General features: G+C 61.2%; 22 protein-coding genes. 12 read left to right on the forward strand and 10 right to left on the reverse strand.

The genetic code is table 11. The features are described from left to right. Positions 1–4 precede the first annotated feature (4 nt). From ABID12_RS16000 to ABID12_RS16020, 5 genes are read left to right on the forward strand one after another with little or no spacing between them, the layout of a single operon-like run. Entirely contained in the window at positions 5–793 is a 789-nt protein-coding gene (locus ABID12_RS16000) for an SDR family NAD(P)-dependent oxidoreductase (protein WP_354435084.1), read from the forward strand. Then, on the forward strand, positions 790–1677 hold the full coding sequence (locus tag ABID12_RS16005) for a polysaccharide deacetylase family protein (protein ID WP_354435085.1): 888 nt from the start codon (positions 790–792) through the stop codon (positions 1675–1677). The genes ABID12_RS16000 and ABID12_RS16005 overlap by 4 nt, the downstream gene beginning before the upstream one ends. Then, entirely contained in the window at positions 1677–3227 is a 1551-nt protein-coding gene (locus tag ABID12_RS16010; RefSeq protein ID WP_354435086.1) for a gamma-glutamyltransferase family protein, read from the forward strand. The genes ABID12_RS16005 and ABID12_RS16010 overlap by 1 nt, the downstream gene beginning before the upstream one ends. Beyond that, on the forward strand, positions 3220–4212 hold the full coding sequence (locus tag ABID12_RS16015; protein WP_354435087.1) for an ABC transporter ATP-binding protein: 993 nt from the start codon (positions 3220–3222) through the stop codon (positions 4210–4212). The genes ABID12_RS16010 and ABID12_RS16015 overlap by 8 nt, the downstream gene beginning before the upstream one ends. Next, entirely contained in the window at positions 4209–5204 is a 996-nt protein-coding gene (locus tag ABID12_RS16020) for an ABC transporter ATP-binding protein (RefSeq protein WP_354435088.1), read from the forward strand. The genes ABID12_RS16015 and ABID12_RS16020 overlap by 4 nt, the downstream gene beginning before the upstream one ends. A gap of 106 nt (positions 5205–5310) precedes the next feature. Here ABID12_RS16020 and ABID12_RS16025 read toward each other — a convergent pair whose 3' ends face one another. Both ABID12_RS16025 and ABID12_RS16030 read right to left on the reverse strand, forming a co-directional pair. Further along, positions 5311–6243: a dihydrodipicolinate synthase family protein gene (locus ABID12_RS16025; protein ID WP_354435089.1), complete on the reverse strand. Its 933-nt coding sequence runs from the start codon at positions 6241–6243 to the stop codon at positions 5311–5313. Positions 6244–6429: 186 nt separating this feature from the next. After that, positions 6430–7152 (reverse strand): GntR family transcriptional regulator, encoded by a 723-nt coding sequence (locus ABID12_RS16030; RefSeq protein ID WP_354435090.1) that lies wholly within the window; start codon positions 7150–7152, stop codon positions 6430–6432. A 163-nt stretch (positions 7153–7315) separates the two neighbouring features. On the opposite strand from ABID12_RS16030, the gene ABID12_RS16035 reads away from it, so the two are divergent. Continuing rightward, positions 7316–7504 carry a hypothetical protein gene (locus ABID12_RS16035; protein ID WP_354435091.1) on the forward strand — a complete coding sequence of 63 codons (189 nt, stop codon included), beginning with the start codon at positions 7316–7318 and terminating at the stop codon, positions 7502–7504. Positions 7505–7755: 251 nt separating this feature from the next. Here ABID12_RS16035 and ABID12_RS16040 read toward each other — a convergent pair whose 3' ends face one another. The 4 genes from ABID12_RS16040 to ABID12_RS16055 all read right to left on the reverse strand — a co-directional run bounded on the left by ABID12_RS16040 (position 7756) and on the right by ABID12_RS16055 (position 11936). Then, positions 7756–8835 (reverse strand): ABC transporter ATP-binding protein, encoded by a 1080-nt coding sequence (locus ABID12_RS16040; protein ID WP_435528243.1) that lies wholly within the window; start codon positions 8833–8835, stop codon positions 7756–7758. A 4-nt stretch (positions 8836–8839) separates the two neighbouring features. Further along, on the reverse strand, positions 8840–9727 hold the full coding sequence (locus ABID12_RS16045) for a carbohydrate ABC transporter permease (RefSeq protein WP_227023556.1): 888 nt from the start codon (positions 9725–9727) through the stop codon (positions 8840–8842). Continuing rightward, the gene (locus tag ABID12_RS16050; RefSeq protein ID WP_354435092.1) at positions 9724–10623 is read right to left on the reverse strand and encodes a carbohydrate ABC transporter permease; all 900 of its coding nucleotides are present in this window, start codon (positions 10621–10623) and stop codon (positions 9724–9726) included. Before ABID12_RS16050 ends, ABID12_RS16045 begins: the two co-directional genes overlap by 4 nt. Before the next feature lie 68 nt (positions 10624–10691). Next, positions 10692–11936, reverse strand: a complete 1245-nt coding sequence (locus ABID12_RS16055) for an ABC transporter substrate-binding protein (protein ID WP_106302628.1) — start codon at positions 11934–11936, stop codon at positions 10692–10694. 229 nt (positions 11937–12165) lie between these two features. On the opposite strand from ABID12_RS16055, the gene ABID12_RS16060 reads away from it, so the two are divergent. Both ABID12_RS16060 and ABID12_RS16065 read left to right on the forward strand, forming a co-directional pair. Then, positions 12166–13170: a LacI family DNA-binding transcriptional regulator gene (locus ABID12_RS16060; RefSeq protein WP_354435093.1), complete on the forward strand. Its 1005-nt coding sequence runs from the start codon at positions 12166–12168 to the stop codon at positions 13168–13170. Between the two features lie 35 nt (positions 13171–13205). Next, complete coding sequence (locus ABID12_RS16065; RefSeq protein ID WP_354435094.1) at positions 13206–15566, forward strand: GH36-type glycosyl hydrolase domain-containing protein; 2361 nt, start codon at positions 13206–13208, stop codon at positions 15564–15566. A 155-nt stretch (positions 15567–15721) separates the two neighbouring features. Here ABID12_RS16065 and ABID12_RS16070 read toward each other — a convergent pair whose 3' ends face one another. Genes ABID12_RS16070 through ABID12_RS16080 form a run of 3 tightly spaced genes read right to left on the reverse strand, consistent with a single transcriptional unit; the run spans position 15722 to position 19348 of the window. Next, complete coding sequence (locus tag ABID12_RS16070; RefSeq protein ID WP_354435095.1) at positions 15722–17434, reverse strand: putative bifunctional diguanylate cyclase/phosphodiesterase; 1713 nt, start codon at positions 17432–17434, stop codon at positions 15722–15724. After that, positions 17431–17904, reverse strand: coding sequence for a response regulator (locus ABID12_RS16075; RefSeq protein WP_354435096.1), 474 nt, complete (start codon positions 17902–17904; stop codon positions 17431–17433). The genes ABID12_RS16070 and ABID12_RS16075 overlap by 4 nt, the downstream gene beginning before the upstream one ends. Then, the gene (locus ABID12_RS16080) at positions 17894–19348 is read right to left on the reverse strand and encodes a PAS domain S-box protein (RefSeq protein WP_354435097.1); all 1455 of its coding nucleotides are present in this window, start codon (positions 19346–19348) and stop codon (positions 17894–17896) included. Before ABID12_RS16080 ends, ABID12_RS16075 begins: the two co-directional genes overlap by 11 nt. Positions 19349–19700: 352 nt before the next feature. Here ABID12_RS16080 and ABID12_RS16085 point away from each other — a divergent pair, with 352 nt between their 5' ends. From ABID12_RS16085 to ABID12_RS16100, 4 genes are all read left to right on the forward strand, one after another. After that, positions 19701–20615: a sulfurtransferase gene (locus tag ABID12_RS16085; RefSeq protein ID WP_354435098.1), complete on the forward strand. Its 915-nt coding sequence runs from the start codon at positions 19701–19703 to the stop codon at positions 20613–20615. 98 nt (positions 20616–20713) lie between these two features. Further along, positions 20714–21925, forward strand: coding sequence for a YeeE/YedE family protein (locus ABID12_RS16090; RefSeq protein ID WP_354435099.1), 1212 nt, complete (start codon positions 20714–20716; stop codon positions 21923–21925). Continuing rightward, positions 21922–22329 (forward strand): hypothetical protein, encoded by a 408-nt coding sequence (locus ABID12_RS16095; RefSeq protein WP_354435100.1) that lies wholly within the window; start codon positions 21922–21924, stop codon positions 22327–22329. Before ABID12_RS16090 ends, ABID12_RS16095 begins: the two co-directional genes overlap by 4 nt. Before the next feature lie 11 nt (positions 22330–22340). After that, complete coding sequence (locus tag ABID12_RS16100) at positions 22341–22958, forward strand: DUF6969 family protein (RefSeq protein ID WP_354435101.1); 618 nt, start codon at positions 22341–22343, stop codon at positions 22956–22958. Between the two features lie 8 nt (positions 22959–22966). Here ABID12_RS16100 and ABID12_RS16105 read toward each other — a convergent pair whose 3' ends face one another. Continuing rightward, the gene (locus ABID12_RS16105; RefSeq protein ID WP_354435139.1) at positions 22967–24262 is read right to left on the reverse strand and encodes an alpha/beta fold hydrolase; all 1296 of its coding nucleotides are present in this window, start codon (positions 24260–24262) and stop codon (positions 22967–22969) included. Positions 24263–24359 lie beyond the last annotated feature (97 nt).

The following is a 24359-nucleotide window of genomic DNA, read 5'->3' on the forward strand; positions in this document are numbered from 1 at the left end:
AATCATGGAAACAGCAAAACAGTTTGATGGAAAAGGCGTGGTCGTCACCGGCGCGCTCGGCGTTTTCGGGCGCGGCATCGCCAAGGCCTTTGCCGAGGCCGGCGCAAGGGTCTGCGTCACCGACCGCGACCAGTCCGCACTCGATGCGCTGGCGGGAGAACTCGGCACGCAAGGCTCGTTCGGTTACGCCGCCGAACTGACCTCGAAAGAAGAACTGGAAGCCCTGATCGCCGCCGTCGGCGACAAATGGGGCCATGCCGATGTGCTGGTCAACAATGCCGGCGTCTACCCGAGCGGCTTTCTGCTCGATATCGACGCCGATGAATGGGACCGCATCTTCGACGTCAACCTGCGCGCGCCCTTCATCCTCACACGCGGCTTCGCCCTGCAGATGATCGACAAGGGCGCGAAAGGCTCGATCATCAACATCTCCTCGGGGGCTGCCCGCAAGATGCGCCGTACGGTCGTGCCCTATTGCACCTCCAAGACCGCGCTTGACCGGATGACCAAGGGGTTTTCGCTGGAACTTGCCGAATTCGGCATCCGCGTCAACGCGCTGGAACCCGGCTTTGCCGCCGGCAGCACTGCAAGCCCGCTCACCGACGCGCATGTTCAAAACACCGTCTCCAACATTCCGCTGGGCCGCGCCAGCACCATCGAGGATATCGCGCCGGGCCTGTTCTATCTGGCCTCCGACGCCTCGTCCTATGTCACCGGCGCGACGCTGACGATTGACGGCGGCAATTCCGCCGGCACCATGACTGTCACCCAGGACAAGAAGACACCGCTATGAGCATGCTTGACCTTCCCGCTCCCTACCCGTGGCCGGACGGCAAAAAATCGGCCTTCTGCTTTTCCATCGATGTCGATGCCCATTCGCCATGGATGTGGAACAACCGCAATGATGTGCCCGAACTGCTCTCGCATCTGGAACAGCGCCGCTACGGCCCGCGCATCGGCATCAGGCGGATCGCCGACCTGCTGGCCCGCCATGACATCAAGGCGAGCTTCTTCGTGCCCGCCGCCGTGGCGGAAGAAAACCCGTGGATGCTGCCCGCGCTGGTGGAGGCAGGCCACGAAGTCGGTCTGCACGGTTATTTCCACGAACTGGTCAGCCAGACGCGCGATGATGAATTCACCCGCGTTCTCGAGGCATCGATTGCGCTTTTCGAACGCCAGACCGGGCAAAAACCGGCAGGTTTCCGCTCGCCCGCATGGGAAATGACGCCGCATATGCTGGCCGAGGTCAAACGGCACGGCTTTTACGACAGCTCGCTGATGGGTTCCGACACGCCCTATGCGGTGCATGACGTCACCGAAGTTCCGGTCAACTGGGCGACCGATGACGCGATCTTCTTCAAGTTCCTCGATGGCAGCGACACCCGCGCGCCGCTCGGCACCAACCAGATGCTCGACGCCTGGAAAGAAGAACTCGCCGCCAGCCGCCGGTTTTCGACGCTGTTCATGCTGACTGTGCATGACTGGATCTCCGGCCGGGGTTCGCGCATCGCCATGCTCGACCGGCTCGTCGAAGACGTGCTTTCCGATGACAGCATCTGGGTTGCCACGGCTGGCGAGATTGCCGCCCATTACCGCGACCATGCCGCCGGTCGCGATGCCGTTTCGCCGGAAATCCCGGCCTCGCTTTATGACCACCCGGCCTGGAAAGGCGAATAATGCAGACCTGGAATATCAAGAAACCCGCCGTGACGACCGACAAGGGCATTGTCGCCGCCCAGCATTTTGAAGCGGCGGAAGCCGGAGCAAAGGTGCTTGCCGCAGGCGGCAACGCCATGGATGCGGCGATCACCGCCGCCTTCGTGCTTTCGGTGGTCGAGCCGTGGCTGAGCGGTGTCGGCGGCGGCGGATTTCTGCTGTGGAGCGATGCCGATGGCAGCCCAGTCGAAGCGCTCGATTTCAACGTGCGCTCCAGCCGCAACATGGCCGCCGAGCAATATCCGCTGATCGGCGGCAATGACGGCGACTGGTTCGACTGGCCGGCAGTCGAGGACGACCGCAACATTACCGGCTATTCCTCGATCTGCGTGCCGGGCTCGGTCGCGGGGCTTGCCGAAGCGCTTGAAAAGCACGGCACGCTGTCGCTTGCAGACGCGCTGCAACCGGCCATCGCCATTGCCGAGCGCGGCATGCTGGTCGACTGGTTCACCTCGCTCTGCCTTGCCATCGACCAGCGCGGGCTGTCGATGTTTCCCGAGACCGCGCGGCTGTTCCTCGATGAGGACGGTCATGCGCTGAAAGCAAAAAACGGCGAGGAAACCTACCGCCCCATGCCCGCCAAGGCGAAGCTTCTGAGAAGACTGGCCGAAGCCGGCGCGCGTGATTTCTACGAGGGCGAGATCGCCGCCGGTCTGGTGCGCGACCTCAATGACGGCGGCTCGGTCATCGATGCCGCCGATCTCGCCAACTACCGGCCCGAATGGATCGCCGCCGAAGCGCAGGACTACCGGGGCCATGAAATCAACGTCGCCTCCGGCCTCGGTGGCGGCCCGAGCCTGCTCGCCACGCTGGAAAAGCTTGAGACCACGCTGCCGGTTGCCGCCATTCCGGGTGCGGCGGCGGCGAAAGCCTATGCCCGCGCTATTCGCGCCACCTATGCCGACCGGCTGACCCATATGGGCCATGCCGGGCAGGGGCAGGACTGCACCAGCCATCTCTCCGTGGTTGATGCGGCAGGCAACATGGTCTCGCTCACCAACACGCTGCTGTCGCGCTTCGGCTCCAAGGTCGTGCTGCCGCAAAGCGGCATCTTGATGAACAACGGCATGATGTGGTTCGACCCGCGCCCCGGCGTTCCCAACCGCATCGCGCCGGATGTGAAGCCGCTTGCCAATATGGCGCCGGTGATCATCCGCAAGGCCGGGCGTCCGTGGATGGCGATCGGGGCTGCAGGCGGGCGGCAGATCTTCCCGGCGCTGACGCAGATCATCTCCTATGTCATCGATGGCGGCATGGCCCTGTCGGATGCCTTCCACACGCCGCGCATTGACGCCAGCGCGCCGACCATTGCTGTCGACCGCGCGGCCGATGCCGATGTCGCGGCGGCGATTGCCGATGATTTCTCGGTGAAACTGGTGACCAACACGCTGCACCCGGTCAATTTCTCTATCCCGTCTGCGGTGATGGCCGAAAGCGATCGCCATATCGGCATGGTCCACCCGGTCAATCCCTGGGCAAAGGCGGTCGCGGAGGATGGTTGCGATGGCTGAAACCGAAGCAGCCCCGACCCTTGCGGTCTCCGATCTGGAAATCTCCGTCGGCCCCTACAGGGTGGTCGACGGCGTCGATCTCGATATCGGGCGCGGCGAGATTGTTGCGCTGGTCGGCGAATCCGGTTCCGGCAAGAGCCTGACGGCGCTGGCGCTGATGGGGCTGCTTGGCGGGCGCGTGAACCAGACGGGCGGCGACGTCCGCCTCAACGGCGCCGCCCTCGACACCACCGACGACCGGGCGATGCGCAAACTGCGCGGCACGGCGATGTCGATGATCTTTCAGGAGCCGGTGGCCTCCCTCAACCCGCTGATGAGCGTGGGTTCTCAGGTGGCCGAAAGCCTGATCGTTCACGGCCGGGCCAGTGAGCGCGACGCCTATGACAAGGCCGTTGCCATGCTCGCCGATGTCGGCATTCCCGAGCCGGCAAAGCGCGCGAAACAGTTCGCCTCCTCGCTTTCGGGCGGCATGTGCCAGCGGGTGATGATCGCCTCGGCGCTGATTGCCCGCCCGGACCTGCTGATTGCCGACGAACCGACGACCGCGCTCGACGTCACGGTACAGGCGCAGATCCTGCAACTGATGCGCCGGCTGCGCGATGAAACCGGCACCTCGATCCTGATCATCACCCACGATATGGGCGTTGTCGCCTCCGTCGCCGACCGCGTCTGCGTCATGTATGGCGGCCGCATCGTCGAGCAGGCCGATGTCGAGACGCTTTTTGCCGCGCCCCGCCACCCCTACACAAAGCTGCTTTTAACGACGATCCCGAAGATCACCGACGAACCGAAGCGCGAACTCTATTCTATCAGCGGCACCGTGCCCGATATCAGCGCCTTTCCGGAAGGCTGTCGCTTCCGCACCCGCTGTCCGCTGGCAGATGACCAATGCGCGGAGACGCCGCCGTTTGTTCCGCCATCGGCAACGGAAACCGGCCGCAAGGTCGCCTGCTGGCACCATGACAAAACCGAGGCCCTTCAATGAGCGCGACACGGAACGGCAATGGCCCGCTGCTGCGGGTCGAGGAACTGAAGGTCCATTTTCCGGCCGGCCAGAAGAGGCTTTTCGCGCGCGAGCCGCAGCAGGTGGTGAAGGCCGTCGACGGCGTGTCGTTTCACGTCCACGAAGGCGAGACGCTGGCCATTGTCGGGGAATCGGGCTGCGGCAAGTCGACCACCGGCAACGCCATTCTGGGTCTGGAACCGGCAACCGAGGGACGGATTTTCTTTCGCGGCCGTGATCTCACCGAGATGAACGCGAAGGAACGCGCGGCGATGTGGCGCAATCTTCAGGTCGTGTTTCAGGACCCGGTTTCCGCCCTCGACCCGAAGCGCACCATTGCCCAGTCGATTGCCGAACCGCTTGCCATTCACAATGTCCCCGCGCGCGAACGCAAGGCCCGCGTCGACGAGCTTCTGGAACAGGTCGGCCTTAATCCCGGCCAGCGCGACCGCTACCCGAACGAGCTTTCCGGCGGCCAGCGCCAGCGGGTGGTCATTGCCCGGGCGCTGGCGCTGAAACCCGACGTGATCATCTGCGACGAGGCGGTTTCCGCGCTCGACGTGTCGATCCAGTCACAGATCCTCAACCTGCTGATGCGGCTGCAGCGCGAACTCGGCCTTGCCTATATCTTCATCTCCCACGACCTCTCCGTCGTCCGCCATATCGCCGACCGGGTGGTGGTGATGTATCTGGGAACGGTCGTCGAGGAAGGCCCGGCAACAACGCTTTTCGCCGATCCGCGCCACCCCTATACCGAAGCGCTTCTGGCCGCCATTCCGCTGGCCGACCCGGTGGCCGAGCGCGCCAAGACCGTGCAGCTTCTGGAAGGCGACCTGCCAAGCCCGCTCAACCCACCCAAGGGCTGTCCCTTCGTCACCCGCTGCCCGATTGCCGAAAGCCGCTGCGCCGAGGAACGACCGCTCGCCCGGCGCACGGACGACGGCACGCGCCGGCTGGCCTGTTTTTTAAGGTAACTGAAGAACAAACGAGAGGGGCTGAACGCCCCTCCCCGCTTTTGGTTACATTTTCAAACCGTCCGGTTCCTCAGCACGTCGCTCTGCGGCGAGCGGCCGGACATCATCATGCAGCCCAGTTGGCGTACCAGGTCTTGAACTGGCTATACTGTGCTTCGACGAACGCTTTCTGCGGGGCTGAAAGGGCGTCGGTTTCGTTGAAATGCAGCGTATATTCGGCGTCGCCGTTCAAAACCATCAGGTATTTGTAAAACAGCACGAGGTCGACGCCCTCGTCGAATTTCGACAGCACCATCAGCGCTTCTTCCAGTTCACGCGCCTTGACCCGCGCCTCACTGTCGCCTTCGGCAGCCGCCTTGCACAGTGCGACCAGATGCAGGACTTCCTTCGGGAGCGCGTTGCCGATACCGGTGATCGCGCCGGTGGCGCCGCATTTCACGAAACCGTGGAAGACCTGTGTGTCGACGCCGACCATCAGCGTCAGATCGTCATCGCCGGACGTGATATTCTCGGCGGCATAGGACAGGTCGGCAGCGCCGCCAAATTCCTTGAAACCGATCAGGTTGGGATAGTCGGCGCGCAGGCTGAAGAACAGGTCGGCACGCGTGGCAAAGCCGTAATAGGGGCTGTTGTAGATCACGGCGGGCAGGCCGTTTGCGGCCTCAAGAATGGCGGAAAAATGCGCCCTTTGCGCCGATACCGACGTGCCCCGTGACAGAACCCGCGGAATGACCATCAGCCCCGCCGCACCGACACGGGCGGCATGCGCGGTGATCGCCACTGCGGATTTCGTGTTGATGGCGCCGGTTCCGACAATCACCGGAACGCCCGCCTCAACCAGCGCTTCGACACCCTGCATGCGCTGCTCATCGGTCAGAAGCGGCCAGTCGCCCATCGAACCGCAATAAACGACAGCCGACATACCGGCATCGACAAGCGCGCGGCCCTTGCGCGCAAGGGCTGCAAAATCCGGCGTACGATCCGCCTTGCACGGTGTCATCAAAGCCGGAATACAGCCGGTGAAAATCGTATCGCTCATCTCTGGGGCCTTTCAAATTCTGAAGCAAACCGGGTCGGCAGGCCGCGGGAGAACACCCGATCACGGGCATATTCCGAAGGTCAGCCATTATTCAAGAATTTCACTAGCACCAACAATGATCATTGTCGACAAAGAAAATACAATATGGCAAAACGGCTTCGCCCGATGGCCGCACCGCCAGCCAGCCTATAGCGAAATCGAGGAAACGCTGCGCGAATCTGCCGAAATATACGAACGGATCTGACGCACGATCTGATCGGCATGGGCCGTTGCCAGCCGGTCGGACTCCTCTCCGTCGCGCGCAATCATTGCGCTGACAATGTGCTCATGCTCGGCCACATACTGACGCGGCAGATCGTCGTCATAAGAGCGGTAGTAAAGACGCAGGATCCGGCGCCCGTCATCCAGCAGGCGCCGGAACAGATCGGTGTAATACTTGTTTCGCCCGGCCTCGGCGATGGCGATGTGAAAATCGCGATTGGTCGCGATCATGCCCAGCACATCCCGGGTTTCCACGGCCCGCGCAAACGCGTCCTGATGACGGCGAATATCGGCGAGATCGGCCTCTGTATAATGGATCGCCGCCAGCCTTGCGGTCACGCGATACATCAATGTCAGAGCGTCGAAGAATGCGCCCAGCTGCACGAAATCGATGTTGGACACGATCGTCGTGCGGTTGGTCAGCGCGGTGATCAGCCCTTCGGCGGACAGCCGCACGAGCGCCTCCCGGATCGGTGTACGCGACATCGAAAACCGCTCCGACAATTCCGTCTCATCGACGGGGCTGCCCGGTTCAAGCTTGAGTTCGATGATCTCGTTGCGGAGGGTTTCATAGACATATGCAACGCCGCCGCCGCGCCTGACATGCAGGTTCTGCAGCGCGCCGTGCTCTGAAGAGGTCTTGACCATTATGTTCTGTTTTCCCGAATTTTGATCACTATGCCCGACTCCGTGCGTACAATCCATGACGCGATTCAAATTTTTGTTGTCGACAAAACTGCAACCTGATTGTATTCTGCCAGCCGGTTCCCGACGGGCCGATGGACGCGCCGGTTTTGCGGCGGGGTTTGCCATGGCGGCCGTAGCCGCCGGCGCCACGGCTCTCAGGATTGAAACCACCGGCTATGTGCGCGCGGTCCGCCCGAAGGTCTCCATGCCAGTCATTGGCATCGTCAATCGCGATGATGTCGGCGGGCCGGAGCCTGAAGACCCGGATATCGGGCTGATCACCGCGATAACCGCCGTCACCCTGTCTGATTGAGATGTGGCACTGTGTCGTTGCGGAGGGGAGCCCCCCCCCGGGCTTGACCCGAGGATCTAACCACCGCTCAGCACGAGTTGCGTTGGCGGTCCGTAATGGATTGTTTAGATTTACTTTTTGCTCGATACGCTTGTCGCCTTCATGCGCGCTTGGACCCTCGGGACAAGCCCGAGGGAGACGAAGGAGAGTGGGGCTAGCTTTGTCAGAAGTCTGAGGCGAATGATCACATCCGCCTGATACTCCAAGCCATGCTAAAGCCGCGCACCCGTTTTCTCTTCAAAGAAGGATGCCTTGATGACATCGACGGTGACCGAGACGGGCTGACCCGTTTCACAATGCTGCTCCTGATGCAGTCGATGCGAAATGTTGATTCCGTCGAAATCCGACCACGCCAGAATGTCGCTTCCCATGGGTTCCACAAGCGAGATCGTGCCGTTCCACGCCGCCTTGTCCTGTTCGGCAAGATGGATATGTTCCGGGCGCAGGCCGAGCGTCGCCTTCTGGCCGTCAACAACCTTGCCGGCAAAGGGATACGCGCTGACATCGAGGCTGAAAGAGCCGGATTTGAACACCAGCCCGTCATTTTCCGCGGCAAACGCACCGGCAATCTTGTTCATCGCCGGCGAACCGAGGAAGGTGCCGACAAACTCATTGGCCGGCTTGTTGTAGACATTCAGCGGCGTGTCGAGCTGCTGGATGATGCCGTCCTTCATCACCGCGATCCGGTCGGCAAGCGTCAGGGCCTCGATCTGGTCATGAGTCACATAGATCATGGTCGAGCCAAGCGCCTTGTGCAGCTTCTTGATTTCAAGCCGCAGTTCGGCACGCAGCTTGGCATCGAGGTTGGAAAGCGGCTCGTCGAACAGGAAGATGTCGGCATCGCGCACCAGCGCGCGGCCAATGGCGACGCGCTGGCGCTGGCCGCCGGAGAGCGCAGACGGCTTGCGGTCGAGCAGCTGCGTGATCTGCAGAAGCTCGGCTGCCCATTTCACCTTCTTGTCGATTTCCGCGCGGGGAATACCGGCAATCTTCAGCCCGAACGACATGTTCCGCTCGACGCTCATGGTCGGATAAAGCGCATAGGACTGGAACACCATGCCGATGCCGCGGTCCTTCGGATCGATCCAGGTCACATCCTTGTCGTTGAAATGGATCGACCCGCCGCTGACATCGGTCAGCCCGCCGATTGCGTTCAGCAGGGTCGACTTGCCGCAGCCGGACGGGCCGAGCAGGACCAGAAATTCGCCGTCCCTGATCTGAAGGTCGAGGCTTTTGACGACATGCACATTCCCGTAGCGAATGTCGAGATTTTCAATGGCTACAGAACTCATGATGTTATCCTTTCACGGCGCCGGAAGCGATGCCGCGCACGAACCAGCGGCCGGAAACCAGATAGACGACAAGCGGGACCAGTGAGGTCAGAATGGTTGCCGCCATATTGACGTTGTAGGCGCGCTCGCCCGTAGTCGTGTTGACGATATTGTTGAGCTGGACGGTCATCGGCAGGTTGTCGCGGCCGGCAAAGACCAGACCGAGCAGGAAGTCGTTCCAGATCGCGGTGACCTGCATGATCACGGCAACGATGGTGATCGGAACCGACATCGGCAGGATGATCGAGAAGAAGATCTTCCAGAAACCGGCGCCATCGATGCGGGCGGCTTTGAACAGCTCCACCGGCAGGCCCATGTAGTAATTGCGAAACAGCAGCGTCATCACCGGCATGCCGAAGATGATGTGGGTCAGCACGATGCCGGGCAGCGAGCCGTAGATGCCGGCCTGCGCATAAAAACGCACCAACGGATAGATGAACACCTGATAGGGAATGAACGAGCCCATCAACAGGCAGGCAAACAGCACATTCGCCCCCTTCACCCGCCAGAACGACAGGGCATAGCCGTTGACTGCGCCAAACAGGATCGACAGCACCACGCTCGGGATCAAAATCTTGACCGAGTTGAAAAAGCCGACCTGAAGACCGGTGCAATCGAGACCGGTACAGGCGCTGGTCCATGCCTTGATCCAGGCATCGAGCGAAAAGTTCTGCGGCAGTGCGAAGATCAGGCCGAGACGGATTTCGTCCATGCTTTTGAACGAGGTGACCAGCATCACGTAAAGCGGCAGGAGAAAGAACAGCGCCACGAAAAACAGGAAGCCGTAGACGCCGAAACGGCCCCAGACGTCCTGCCAGCTGCGCGGACGCTTGACAGCGGATGACTGCGTCATGACGCCCTCCCGTTCTTGCGGAAATACTGGGAATATAAAACCGGCACCATGATCAAGAGAACGGTGATCAGCAGCACAGTCGAGGCGGCGGTGGCAAGGCCGATATTGGCGCGCTCGAACAGGTTATCCATGATGAACTTGGCCGGCACTTCACTTGCCGTTCCGGGCCCGCCATTGGTCATGGCCACGACCACGTCGTACATCTTGACGATCGAGATCGACAGCAGCACCAGCGAGGTGATGATCATCGGGCGCAGCATCGGCAGAACGATCGAAAGGTAGACCCGCCACGGCGGAATGCCGTCAATGCGGGTCGCCGACCATATCTGGGTATCGATACCGCGCAGCCCCGCCAGAATGAGCGCCATGACCAGCCCGGAACCGTGCCAGACGGTTGCCAGAATGATGGCATAGAGCACCGTATGCGGATTGACCGTCCAGTCGAGCACGAAATTCGGGAACCCGAGATCGCGCATGGTCGCCTGAATGCCGAGATCGGGATTGAGGATCCACTGCCAGATCAGGCCCGCCACCACGAAGGACATGGCATAGGGATAGAGGAAAACCGTTCTGAACAGGCTTTCGGCGCGCACATTCTGGTCGATGAAGATCGCCAGCAGCGTACCGAGCACGAAACAGATCAGCAGAAAGAAGAAAGCGATGATCGCCAGGTTTTCCAGCGACGTGATCCAGCGCGAGGTTTCGAAAAGCCTCGTATATTGGGCAAAGCCGACAAAGTCGTCTTTCGGCAGAAGCCTCGAGCTGGAAAACGACAGCCGGACGGACCAGAGCATCGTACCCAGATAGGCAAAGATGACCACGATGGCCATCGGCAGCAAGGCGATATAGGCAAGCAGATTTCGCCTGATGTGCCGGGTGAAGGCGGCGGCGTGCAACGGGACCTCCCTTGAAACGGGAAGGGAACATAACGCCCCTTCCCGCCTTCTTGTTTTTGATCGGTGAATTAGCCGTTGAGAGCCTGGTCGAAACGATCGACCGCTTCGTCGACCGACATGTCGGTGTTCCACAGTTCGGTCACGACATCCTGGACGGAGCCATAGATGTATTCGGCCATCATTTGCGAAGCATCAGGCGCCTGGCGGCTCGGGTCCGACATGATTTCGAGACCGAGCTGTGCGCAGGCATCGAGCTTGGTTTCATCAACGTCCGAGCGGATCGGGATCGAGCCCTTGAGGTTGTTGAACGCGACCTGGGTTTCCGGATCGGTCATGACCTCGACCAGTTTGTGCTGGGCTTCGACCTGTTCGGCATCATCGGTTTTCGGGAACACGAAGACGTCGCCGCCGAGAACATAGGGGCTGTCGGGACGAAGACCCGGCAGGCAGCCATAGTCGGTTCCGATTTCCTTGCCTGCCTGCTTGAACTCGCCCTTGGCCCAGTCACCCATGACCTGGAAGCCGGCCTCGTCATTGATCAGCATGGCGGTGGTGTCGTTCCAGTTGCGGCCCGGAGAGGCAGCATCGACATAGGGTTTCAGCGCGATGAAGGTTTCGATGACTTCGCGGAATTCCGGCGAATGGATCGCGTCTTCATCCTTGTCGGCATAAACCGCTTCCCAGAGTTCGCCGCCGCCGACATTGGTCAGCACGGCCGAGAACAGCGAGTTTTCCTGCCAGCGCTGACCGCCGAGCGCCAGCGGCGTGATGCCGGCTTCCTGCAGCTTGTCGAGATCGGCGAAGAATTCGTCGACGCTTTCCGGCGGGTTTTCGATGCCGGCCTGTTCCAGTGCGTCGATCGAGTACCAGAACCACAGCGGCATATGGATGTTGACCGGAGCGGCATAGTATTTGCCGTCGATCTTGACGGCGTTGATGATCGGCTCGGGCAGGATTTCATCCCAGTTGTGTTCCTGCGCGACGGCATCGATATCGTTCAGCAGGCCTTCTTCAACGATCTCGTGATACTGCTGCGAGGTGTTGAACAGCGCGGCCGTCGACGGATCGCCACCGATGATACGGTTGATCGCGGCGCTGCGTGCGGCCGAACCGCCGGCCACGGCGCTGTCCTGCCAGTTGCCACCCTGGGCGTTATAGGCATCGGCGAAGACGCCGATAGCGGCGGATTCGCCGCCGGATGTCCACCAGTGAATAACCTCGGCGTCAAGCGGCTCCTGCGCGCTGGCAGCGCCAGCCATTGCCACGGTCAGCGCAAGGGCTGATGCGGTCACCGCATTCTTCAGAATAAACATGTGTCCTCCCCGAAAGGGTCGTCTGAGGGACCGAACGGTCCGGTCAAAAGTGATACTGACCCCAAAAGTGGGATCGGTTCCAATTACAACGACAGGGACTTGATTTTGTCAATGGCAACTGCAAAAAATATCAAACCAATCGCAAGTGACGTTGCTTTTGCGTGAAAGCCGTTGAATAATAATGCGATATGGCGTTCATGCCGAAAACAACATGGCGGGGAGTTGAAACATGGCTACGGTAAAGGACGTCGCAAAACTGGCTGGCGTTGGCTCCGGAACTGTATCCCGGTACATTTCTGGAAACGGTTCCGTTTCTGCCAAAGCCGCCGAAAAGATCGAACGCGCCATCCAGCAGCTCAACTACCGGCCCAACAGCATGGCGCGCTCGCTGTCATCGCGGCGCTCCGACCTGATCGGCGTATGGGTGCCCTCGCTCGAAGGGCCGTATTATCACATGATCATCCGCGCCGTTGAGCAGGAGCTGCGCCTCTACAACAAGCACATGATCCTCGCCAATGCCGAGGACGCCCAGTCGGACGCCGACCGCCGTGCCCATTTCGACTATCTGGTCAACCGCGACTGCGACGGCATCCTGATGTCCTGTTCTCTGCAGGGCACGTTCGAACTGGCGCGCACGTCCGAACATTTCGCCAACCTCGTCCTGCTCAACCACCAGGCCGACGCGCTGGCCGGCCGGTGCTTCTTCATCGACCACGAACTGGGCGGGCGGCTCGCCGCGCGCCATCTTGCCGAACTCGGCCACGAGAAGATTGCGGTGATCACCGGACGCCTTTCCGCGCAGGACGCCCGCCAGCGCCATGGCGGTTTTCTAGACGAAATGGGCAAGCTCGGACACTCCATTCCCGAAAACCATGTTGTCGAGGGCGCGTTCAGCTATGCCGCCGCCGAACGGCTGGTCAGCGCTTTCCTCGACATGAAGCTCGATTGTTCGGCCGTGTTCTGCGGAAACGACAAGGTGGCCATGCTGCTGCTGTCGGAACTTTACAACCGCGGCATTTCGGTTCCGCGCGATGTCTCGGTTCTCGGCTATGACGATGTCGATTTCGCTGCCTATACGGCCCCGCCGCTGAGCACCATCCACGCCCCGATCGAGGAGATGGCCCGCTCTGCCTGCCGGCAACTTCTCAACCTCACCTATGACATGGACCTTCCGTTCCAGGAGCGGTTCGCGCCGTCGCTTTGTGTGCGACGTTCGACCGCCGCGCTGGGCTGAGGGCCAAACGCAAACACCAACGCAATGAGAGCAGGATGACTTCCTTCATCGACAGCGGACAGCGCTTCCGCCTGACCGACCCGACACTGGCGCCCAATGCGGCAAGCTATCTGTGGAACCGCAAGATGATGATCCAGTTGAGCGCCCGCGGCTATGCGGTCAGCCAGTATATGGATCCTGAACCGCGCAAATATGCCCATGTTCCGACCATTGCCGCGCAGACCTTCATGCAGCCGGAACAGGATTATTTTCCGCACCACCCCGGCCGCTTCTTCTATATCCGCGACAATGAGACCGGCGATCTGTTTTCCGCCCCCTACGAGCCGGTGCGCGCGAAACTCGACCGCTTCAGTTTCGAGCCCGGCGTTTCAGATATTCGCTGGGTGATCGAAAAGGACGGCGTGCGCGTTGAACTGCGCCTCGACCTGCCGGTCGATGATGTCGCCGAGATCTGGTCGGTGCGGATCACCAATCTGACCGACACGAAAAAGTCGCTCTCCTTCGTTCCGTTCTTCCCGATCGGCTATTCCTCATGGATGAACCGCGGCGGCCATTTCGATGCGGCGCTGAACACCATCGTCTGCACCAGCGTGACGCCCTATCAGAAGGTCGAGCAATATTTCAAAAACAAGGGCCTGAAGGATATCACCTTCTTCGCCGCTGACCGGACGCCCGATTATTTCGAGGTCGCACAGGTGGCATTCGAGGGTGAAGGCGGATTGCATAACCCGTCCGCCCTGCAGGATGGCGGGCACCTTGGCGGCGGCGACGCCAGCTACGAGAACCCGGCCGGCATCATGCAGTGGGACCTTACGCTGGGTGCCGGCGCATCGGAGGATTTTCGCTTCCTGTTCGGCCCGGCCTTCGACAAGGCCGAGATCGCAGCGCTTACGGAGAGATACATCAAGGGTGCCCTCGAGCCGGTGCGGCAGGATTACGACAACTATATCCGCTCCGGCCTCGGCAGTCTGGAACTGCATTCGCCTGACGAAGACCTCGACCACTTCGTCAATTACTGGCTGCCCCGTCAGGTCTTTTATCACGGCGACACCCATCGGCTGACCACCGACCCGCAGACCCGCAACTATCTGCAGGACGGGCTCGGCATGATCTTCATTGCGCCGGAGAAGACGCGCACCGCGATCCTGAAGACCGCCAGCCAGCAATTCTTCACCGGAAAGGTGCCGGACGGCATTCTGCTGCGGCCGGACACCGAGCTGAAATACATCAACCAGATCCCGCATACCGACCATGCCGTCTGGCTGGTGATCGCCACCAAGGCCTATATCGACGAGACCGGCGACCGCGAGATCCTCGAAGAAAAGATCGCCTGGACCGACAGCAACGAAGAGGCCACGCTCTACGAGCATGTGACGCGGGCGCTGCGTTTTCTCGCCGGTGAAGTCGACGACCGCAACCTGCCCTATATCGCCCAGGGCGACTGGTGCGATCCGATGAACATGGTCGGTTACAAGGGCAAGGGCGTTTCCGGCTGGCTGGCCGAAGCCTCAAGCTATGCGATGACGACGTGGGCGGATATCTGCCGCACGGAAAACGACAGCGAAACCGCCGACTGGCTGGCGCAACAGGCCGGCAAGCTCAACGACAGCATCAATCGCTATCTCTGGGACGGTGCATGGTATGCCCGCGGCATCACCGATGACGGTGTGGCCTTCGGCGTTCAGGCCGACAAGGAAGGCCGGATTTACCTGAACACCCAAAGCTGGGCATTTCTCGCCGGCGCTGCTGATGACGCTCAAAAGGCCAGCATGCTGCAGGCGATCGACGACCAGCTCGACACGCCCTATGGCGCGACCATGTTTGCGCCGGCCTATACGGCGATGCGCGACGATGTCGGCCGGGTCACGCAGAAATGGCCCGGCAATGGCGAAAACGGTGCAGTCTACAACCACGCCGCCGCCTTTTATGCGGCATCGCTCTACCATATCGGCGAAAAGGAACGCGGCTTCTCCGTTCTCTCCAAGATGCTGACGCGACCGGACGCACAGGACATCAAGACCCGCGGGCAATTACCGCTTTACGTCCCGAATTATTATCGCGGCGCCTATTATCAGTATCCGCGCACGGCCGGCCGCTCCAGCAACCTGTTCAACACCGGAACCGCCTCCTGGTACTACCGGCTGGTGATCGAACAGCTTTGCGGCCTGCGCGGCGATGGCGAGGGTGTGATCATCGCGCCGCAACCACCGGCCGACTGGGAGACCTTCCGCTTCACCCGCATTTTCCGGGGCGCGACGTTCGAGGTCCGCGTCGACAGGGATGCAGAAGCGGAAACCCCGACTGTGACGGTCGATGGCCGGCAGTTGGAGAGCAACAGGCTCGATCGGATCGAAACCGGCAAGCGCTACGACGTTCTGGTCCGTCTGCCGAAATAGGAAGATAATCCTTGCGGTCGGTCATACGCCGGCCGCAAGTTCCGTCTTGTACATACCCGTCACGCTCAACGCGCGCTATGGCAGAAGGGCGGCGGATGGCTCTTGCCGAACCGGGTTTGCCGGCCGACAGGTCTGCAGCCAGTACCGTCAGTACGTCACGCCCCGACAGGCAGGAAACCATCGGCGAACGCCGGGGCGGGTCTCGGGCGTCCAAAGAAATATCCCTGCAATGTATCGGCATTGTAGGATTGGCAGAGCGTGCCTTGTTCCTCGGTTTCTATGCCTTCGGCCGTGACATTGAGGTCGAGGCTGTGAGCCAGCATGATCAGCGTTCTCAAAAGCCGGCAGTCATCTTCGTTTCCCGGCGTATTCGCGATGAAGGTCCGATCGAGCTTGACCGTATCCGCCGGCAGCTGCCGGAGGTAGGAGAGCGATGAGTATCCGGTTCCGAAGTCGTCAATGGCTATGCCGACACCGTGATTGCGCAGCTCCAGCAATTGCCGTGCGGCATGGTCGAAATCGGCAATGAGGTCGCTTTCGGTAACCTCGAGCTCCATCGAGGTCGGCGGCACCCCGGTTTCGGCGATAACCTTGAGAAGGTGAGCGGCAAAATCCTTCTGCCGCAAGGTGGCCGCACAGATGTTGAACGACATCCGGAACTCCGCCCCCACGCGCCCGTCCCTGAACCATGCAGCCGTCTGCAGGCACGCAGCCCGACGGCCCCAGAGATCGATTGTCGTCATCATGCCGGTCTCCCGCGCAACCGGCAGAAATGCCCCCGGCTCCAGAAGTCCGTGGTCGGGATGGTGCCAGCGCACCAGCGCCTCGGCGCCCTGAAGTGTCAGCAGGGCGGCACTCACCAGCGGCTGGAAAAACAGTTCAAGCTGTTCGAGAAAACCGGGGCTTTGCATGTCGCGCGCCAGTTCCGCGCGCAGTTGCGCCTGTTTCTGCATATCGGCAGAAAAGCACCGAAAGGTGTTCTTGCCGCTTTTCTTGGCAATCTCCAGAGCCACACCTGCGGCCTTCAGCAGGTCTTCGGCAGAGGAGTCGACCGTCGACAACAGCGCTATGCCGCTTGAGATGTTGACCATGATGGAATTGGGGCCAAGCGTGAGCGGCACACCGAAAGCCTGCCGGAGCTTTCCGGTGAAATCCGTCAGCCTGTCGGGCGACCAGTTGCCGGGCGCGATGATGGCAAATTCATCGCCGCCGAGACGGCACAGAACATGCGAAGGCGCGATCTGGGTCGAAAGCCGCGCCGCCGTCTGCACCAGCAGTTCGTCACCCGCGTGGTGGCCCATGCTGTCATTGACGAGTTTGAAATTGTCGATATCGATCAGCAACAGCGCGATATCATCCGCACCGCCCTTCCGGCACCGTTCCGTCTCACTGGCCAGAACCTGTTCAAAACGATACCGGTTGCTGATGCCGGTCAGCGCGTCTGTTTCTGCCATGCGCTGCAGCCGGGCGCGGCTTTCCCGCAGGTTTTCCTCCAGCGTGTGGCGAACGCGGCTGTGCATCAGCGCCCGGCGCAGGCGCCTGTCGCTGATGTCGCTTTTGAGAACGAAATCCTGCGCGCCGGCCTCGATGCAACGGCGCTCCTCTTCCTCGCTGGCCATTCCCGTCAATATGATGACGGCAACGCTTTGCTCCGGATCGGCGTTGATTGTCTTCAAAACATCGATGCCATCCATGTCGGGAAGGCGATAGTCAAGCAGAACCACATCGAAACTGTCCTGCCGGAGGCATTCAAACGCCTCTGCCGCGGTCGTCGCAGCAGAAATTTCAAGGTCCTGCGGGCCTGCGGCCAACAGGCGCGTCACCGTCATCCGGTCAACTTCGTCGTCATCGACAAGCAGAAGTTTCATGACGTACTGTCCCTCGGCGAGGGTAATTCCACCAGCCGCCAATAATGCTCGATCAGTCCTATGAGGTTCAGAAAGTCATCGCCGACACGCTGTTTCAGCATATAGCCCGCAACATGGTCGCGGTATGCCGCGGTAATGTCCTCATCCGCCTGCGACGTGGTCAGTACGAAAACGATCGCGTTTGTCAGCACCGGGTCACCGCGCAGGATGCGCAGGAATTCCAGCCCGCCAAGCCGCGGCATATTGAGATCGAGCAGAATGATATAAGGGGCCGGCACCTGACCGCCGCGCAGCATATCAAGTGCTTCCTGCCCGTCGCGCGCCCTGACAACCGGGTTGAGCAGGCGCAGTTTCTTCAGATTGCGCTGGATTGAAATCACATCGACATCGTCATCATCCACGACAAATATTGTTGCCTGGCGCAGGAGTGATGGATCAGCCGACTGGTTCACATTCCGATTATTGCTCATTGACGTCCTCGCTTTCTATGACCCGTGGCCATGTGAAATGAATTGCACAGCCCCGGCCCTCTCCTGAGCCGATCCATATTCTCCCCCCGAACGTCGTGACGATCTTGCGTACCAGCGCGAGCCCGATACCGCTGCCTTCGACCTCGTCGCGCGGACGCAAGGTCTGAAACATGCCGAAAACCCGGTCGTGATATTGTGGTGCGATCCCCGGTCCGTCATCGATAACGGTGAATTCGAAAAAAAACGGAGACACGTGCCGACAGCTAAGCGTGATCGTGCCTTCGGCCGGCCTGTCGTGATGCTTGATCGCGTTGGAAAAAAGATTGTGCAGGATCTGTTCGAGCGGCGTTCGCAGCGTCTCGAAGGTGGGCATCTCTCCTTCAAGCTGCAGCGTCATGCCGGCGGGCGGCGCAAGCAGTTCGAAGATATCGCGCGCCATCGCCTGAACATCCACCCGGCCGCGCCCGCCGGCGCCGCGGCCGGCGCGGGAATAGGCCAGCAGATCATTGAGCAGCCGCTCCATCCGCCCGATGCGATTGCGCAGCAGGTTCAGGTGGCCGGTGACGGTTTCCCGATCGGCAATATCCTCCTCGATCCACTGCGCAATCTGGATAACGCCGCGCAACGGCGATTTCAGATCATGCGAGGCGACATAGGCGAAGGTGGACAGTTCCTCGACGGAGCGCTCGAGTTCGGCCTGCTGCCGGCTCATCCGGCGCTCGGTTTCCACCCGCTGCGAAATATCGGTGACGAGGGCGAGCACCTGTTTGCCGGATGGCACCGCAAGTGCGCTCAGACCGATTTCAACGGGAATTTCAGTGCCATCGGCGCGGCGCAGCTTCAGATCCCGGCCATTGCCCATCAGCCGCGGAACAGGATTCTCATTGTATCTTGTTCTGTATCCGGCATGGGCCGCGCGGTGGCTGTCCGGCACCAGCCGCTCGACCTTCATCCCCTTCAGTTCATCGCGGGCGTAACCGGAAAGATACTCGAAATGGCGGTTGACCATATCGACGCTCCCCGCCTCATCCACGACAAGCACACCTGTGGGCATTGCCTCGATGATCGCGACAAGCCTGTCCGCATATCCGCTGCGTATCGCGGTGTCTTCCACCATCATGGTGAAGCCGTCAATCGTGCCGCCTGCACCGACGATCGGCGCAATAACGGCAGAAACGTCAATCACGCGGTTGTCACGATGTACGCAGGAAAAGCCGACGCTGACAGCGTCCATCCCGGGCGCGGCCCCTTCAACATGCTTGCGAAGCGCGGAAGCGTGTTCCGGCGCGACAAGCCGGTCGAACAATGAACAGTCGACGATTTCGGCTGCCGTGTAGCCGAACAGCCGTTGCGCGCCGTGGCTCCAGTATGAAATGCGACCATCCGGCAGGATGTTGAGAGCAGCTTCGCCGAAAGAACCGGTTTCGGCCGTCCTGGATTTCATCATGCTTCCCGTTCATCCCAAAAATGTGCCTATGGACTTATATACGAAAATACTTAAGTTACCCGATGGGCGTCATTCAAGCAATTTTTCGCGTAAAAATTGCTTGCACATAGAATAGTCTGCTTTGCACATCATCGCCCCGACTCCAAGCCCCGCCGGCGATTGTGACGGAACGGAATAAAGAAAACCTTCCGAAACGGCTTTCTCCGCTGCAAATGCAGTTTCGTTCCATCAGGCAAACTCTGCAAAGAACCGATTTTCTTCATAAGGCTCTAATTTAAAACGCCCGGGCACGCACTTGGCGCGAATATGTCGCATAACACCGCGAGTTTACAACAAAGCGGAGTCTCTCATGCGCCTCTCCATCATTTCCGTAGCGTTTGCGATTGTCGCCGCATTCGCCGTCCCGGCATCGGCCGAACGGCTGACCGATGCCCCTCTCGTTGACGCGGCATGGCTTCAGGATCATCTCGGCAGCGACGGGCTGATCGTCCTTGACACCCGCGCCCCGACGGATGACGCCAATCCCTATACTGCGGGCCACATTCCCGGCGCGATCTGGGCGCCCTATGGCAAGTTCGGCTGGCGGGCGACCGTGGACGGTGTTCCCGGCCAGCTTCCGGAAATCCCGGAAATCGAAGGCCGGATCAAGAGCCTCGGCATCAATGACGATACGCAGGTCATTATCGTGCCGGCAGGCGCATCGTCTTCAGAGTTCGGTGCTGCAACCCGCGTTTACTGGACCTTCAAGGTGCTGGGTCATGACAATGTCACCATCCTGGACGGCGGCATGCGGGACTGGCAGGCTGCCGACGGCGCGCTTGAAACCGAAATGGTCATTCCCCAGCAGGCCGGCAATTTCACCGCTGATTTCCGTCCGCAATACTACGCCTCGACGGAAGAGGTCGCCGCGGCTGAAGACAACGGTGTCCGGTTGGTCGATGGCCGTCCCGTCGATCAGTTCGAAGGCAAGGCGAAAAGCCCCGTTGTCCGCGCCCCCGGCACGATCCCCGGCGCGATCAACCTTCCGCAGAGCCGGTTCTACAATGCCGAGACCGCCAGCTTCGTAAACCAGAGCGAGGCACAGTCGCTTGCATCCGATGCCGGCCTTTCCGAGGATGACGAAACAATCGCATTCTGCAATACCGGCCACTGGGCCTCGATTGCCTGGTTCGGTCTTTCCGAAGTCGACGGCAAGGAAAACGTCAAGATGTATGACGGCTCGCTGGCCGAATGGGCTTCCGACGAAAGCCGCCCTCTGGAATAAGCGGCAACGCCCGCGCGGCGCACCGGATGATCCTTTAAGCAACAGGCCTCCCGCTTTTTTTGGCGAGAGGCCGCCGGTATTTTTCAGGACCTGAATTCATGGCTATTGCCCAACCGACCGCTTCCGACACACTGAAAAGCCCGGCGCCCGACCGGGGGACGGCGCTGGTTCTCGTTCTCATCTTCGTTCTCGGCGAGGTTCTGATTGCCGCCGCCGCAGGCGCGCGTCAGTCGGCGCTATTCCTGATCGGCGGGGTTATGGGCGTGACGCTCTTTCATGCCGCATTCGGATTTACCGGCGGCTGGCGGCGGTTTTCGGTGCAGCGGCGCGGCCGCGCCATTCGTGCGCAAATGCTGATGATTGCGGTTGCGGCCCTGTTTTTCATTCCGCTTTTGAAGCTGGGCACATTCGCAGGTCATCCGCTAGCGGGGGCGTTTGCGCCGGTCGGCGTTTCCGTTCTGGTGGGCGCGGCCATGTTCGGCTTTGGCATGCAACTCGGCGGCGGCTGCGGTTCGGGCACACTGTTTACCGTCGGTGGTGGTTCGGCGCGCATGCTGGTCACGCTTGCGGGTTTCGTTGCCGGTGCGCTGATCGGCACCGCGCACCTGCCGTGGTGGCTCTCGCTGCCATCGCTGCCGCCGGTCAATCTCGGCGCTTCACTGGGCGCGGCCGGCGGACTAGCGGTGACGCTTGCCGGCCTCGGGCTCGTCGCCCTGCTGACCGTCCTGATCGAACGGCGCGCGCATGGCAATCTCGAACAGGCCCCGCGCCCGGATACCGCCGGGATCGCGCGGCTGCTTCATGGTCCGTGGCCGCTGATCGGCGCCGGGATCGTGCTGGCGCTTGCCAATGTCGCAACCCTGCTGGTTGCGGGGCATACATGGTCGATCACCTTCGGTTTCGGCCTTTGGGGCGCGAAGATCGCCGAGGCCGTTGGCGTGCCGGTCTCCGACTGGGCCTTCTGGCAATGGCCCGGCCCGGCAAAGGCGCTGTCGGCCAGCGTTCTCGATGATACGGTTTCGGTGATGAATTTCGGCATTCTGGTCGGATCGGCGGTCGCAGCCAGCCTTGCGGGCAAGTTCGCGCCCAAGGCGGGCCTGCCGCTGCTGTCGCTGACAGCCGCCATTCTCGGCGGCCTGCTGATGGGCTATGGCGCGCGGCTTTCATTCGGCTGCAATATCGGCGCCCTGTTTTCCGGCATCGCCTCGGGCAGCCTGCATGGCTGGCTATGGTTTGCGGCAGCCTTTGGCGGATCGCTGGCCGGTATCGCGATCAGACCCCTTTTCGGACTGGATGGCTTCAGGAAATGAGCGACCGCAACACCTTTCTTTTCGGCACGGCGCTGACCGTCGCCGTCGTCGGCATCACGGCGGATTATGTCACCCATCGCACAGCGCCTGCAGCCGCGCCGCAGGCGGGATACAGCGCCGCCTCGCCCTGCGCTGCGGGTAGCCCGTGCGCGGCAGGCGCGTCGGTTGCGGCAAGCCCGTGCGCTGCAGCACCTGCGCCTTCCGCCAGCCCCTGCGCAGCAGCCCCCGCCCCTTCGGCCAGCGGCTACTCGCCGTTTGCGGGGCAGCAGAGCAAACCCGCCATGCCGGCCAAACCATCAGCATCGGGCTATGCACCATTTGCCGATGACCAGAAAGCACCGGACGCAACCAAGACGACAGGCTATGCTCCCTTCGCGGAAGATCAGGAGCCTTCGGACAGGTAAGGGAGCGTTTCATGACGGAAGACCATCAGCGGGCGGCAGCCGAAGCCCTGTTTTGCGAGCGGGTCCTTGCAAAAACCGGAGACAGCGTGCTTCTCGAAACGCTTGCCGGCGTCGACACCCCGACAAGCTGGGAACACTACCCGAAGGGCGAAGTTTACGACCCGGAGACCGGCGCTCAATGGTACTATCACTGCCACGAGCCGGCGCATGAAAGCGGCGAGCACGGTCATTTCCATTGTTTCCTGCGCCCCCTCGGCCCCGACGGCCCCATCCACCATCTCATTGCAGTCGGCGTCGATGCGCATGGCAGGCTGAAGCGGCTTTTTACCGTCAACCAATGGGTTGTCGGTGATGACTGGCTCAATGCGGAGGACACGATCGCACTTCTGCCGCGTTTCGATGTCCACCTCGGCCGCCCGTCCTACCTCGTCAATCGCTGGCTGACGGCCGTCATCCGTCTGTATGACGACGAAATCGCCAGCCTTATCCGCTCCCGGGACGATGTCATCGCCCACCATCAGCCGACCGACCCGTCTGTCTCGACCCACGAAGACCGGGCACTGGAGCTGACATCCGAGTTTTATGCAAACCTTCAGGACAAGGCCGAAAACCTGGACGTTTCGGCCTGACGCCGTGGCTACAGCAGCGGCCCGCCCTGCTCCTCGATCAATCCACGCAGGCGGCGGAAGACGTCGACATCCTGGCGCAGCCCGTCATGCTCGTATTCATTGGTGACCCATGTCTGGCAATTGCCAAGCCGCGCCGCCGTCTCCAGTGACAGTCCGGCATCGACATACATGTCATCGTGATAAACGGCCGCGGCGACGGGGATGTCATTGGCAAAGAGCCGGGTCGCATCATAAAGCGGCGGATAAGCCTCCCGCGCAGCCAGCGCCTCGACGGCGGGTCGGAACGGCCGCAGCGAGCGAATTTCCTCGAACATCCATGGATAGATCATTTCCCCGGTCAGCATCAGCGGCCGTTCGCCGGGATCGAACTTCGAAAACTCGGCACGCACCCGCTCGGCGGCCCAGTTCGTCGGCGCGCTGCCCTGCCCGTATATGCTCTCATGCAGAACGGCAAAAAGCGGATTGGTATCAAAACCGGTCTCGGCCATGACCGAAAACAGAAAACTGTCGGAAAGCCGTGTCTCGTCGGGATCGGCGAAAGCCTCGTCCATCAGCCAGTGCACATTCTCGAAGCCCGGCGCCATGCCGAAGGCAAGACCCAGTGACTGCAACCGGCGCACACTCAGCCGGTCACCATCGGGAAGGCGAACGTCATTGGCGGCGATATGATCGGCGATCCGCGAGACGAGCGCCGCATCATGGGGATAACGCCGGTGATATTTTCGGTTCTTGGCCAAAACACGCGGATAGGTGCGCCGGTAGACATCCTCGGCGGACGCGGAAAGACCGGACAATCCACCCGTCACATAGCAGGCCGAAAGCCCTTCCGGCGCCATCGAAAGATAGGTCAGCGTGATGAACCCGCCAAAACTCTGACCGAGCGTCTCCCACCTGCCGTCGCCCAGCAGGTTTTTGCGCACATGCTCACAATCGGCAACGATGCTGTCGGCACGGAAATGCATCAGATAGTCCGCCGCCGCCTCGCCGGTATCGAAACGGGACATGGTTCCGGCCTCGATCCGGTGGCTGCGCCCCGTGCCGCGCTGGTCGATCAGGATCACGCGATGGGTCTTCAGCGCCTCGGTGAGCCAGGCCGGTCCGCCGCCGGTAGGCCGCGGCGACTTGCCGCCGGGCCCGCCCTGCAGGAAGGCCAGTGTCGGCAGGTCATCCCGTCGGCGTGCCGGGTCCACGATTTCGCGCACGAAGATCTGGATGATCGCACCGTCCGGATTTGACCAGTCAAGCGGCACCGGCACCAGCATGTCCCGGATCATCATGCCGGGAATGATATATTGCTTTGGCATCATCGCGCTTCATCCTGGTTCGTTCACATGGCCTGCCGGCCCGTCTTCGCAGGACTATCCGCTTTTGCGGCTTGCGGAAAGGGCAGTCGGGTGAAAC

Origin of the sequence: Martelella mangrovi (assembly GCF_040545495.1) — a bacterium.
In the GTDB taxonomy this organism is placed as follows: domain Bacteria; phylum Pseudomonadota; class Alphaproteobacteria; order Rhizobiales; family Rhizobiaceae; genus Martelella; species Martelella mangrovi.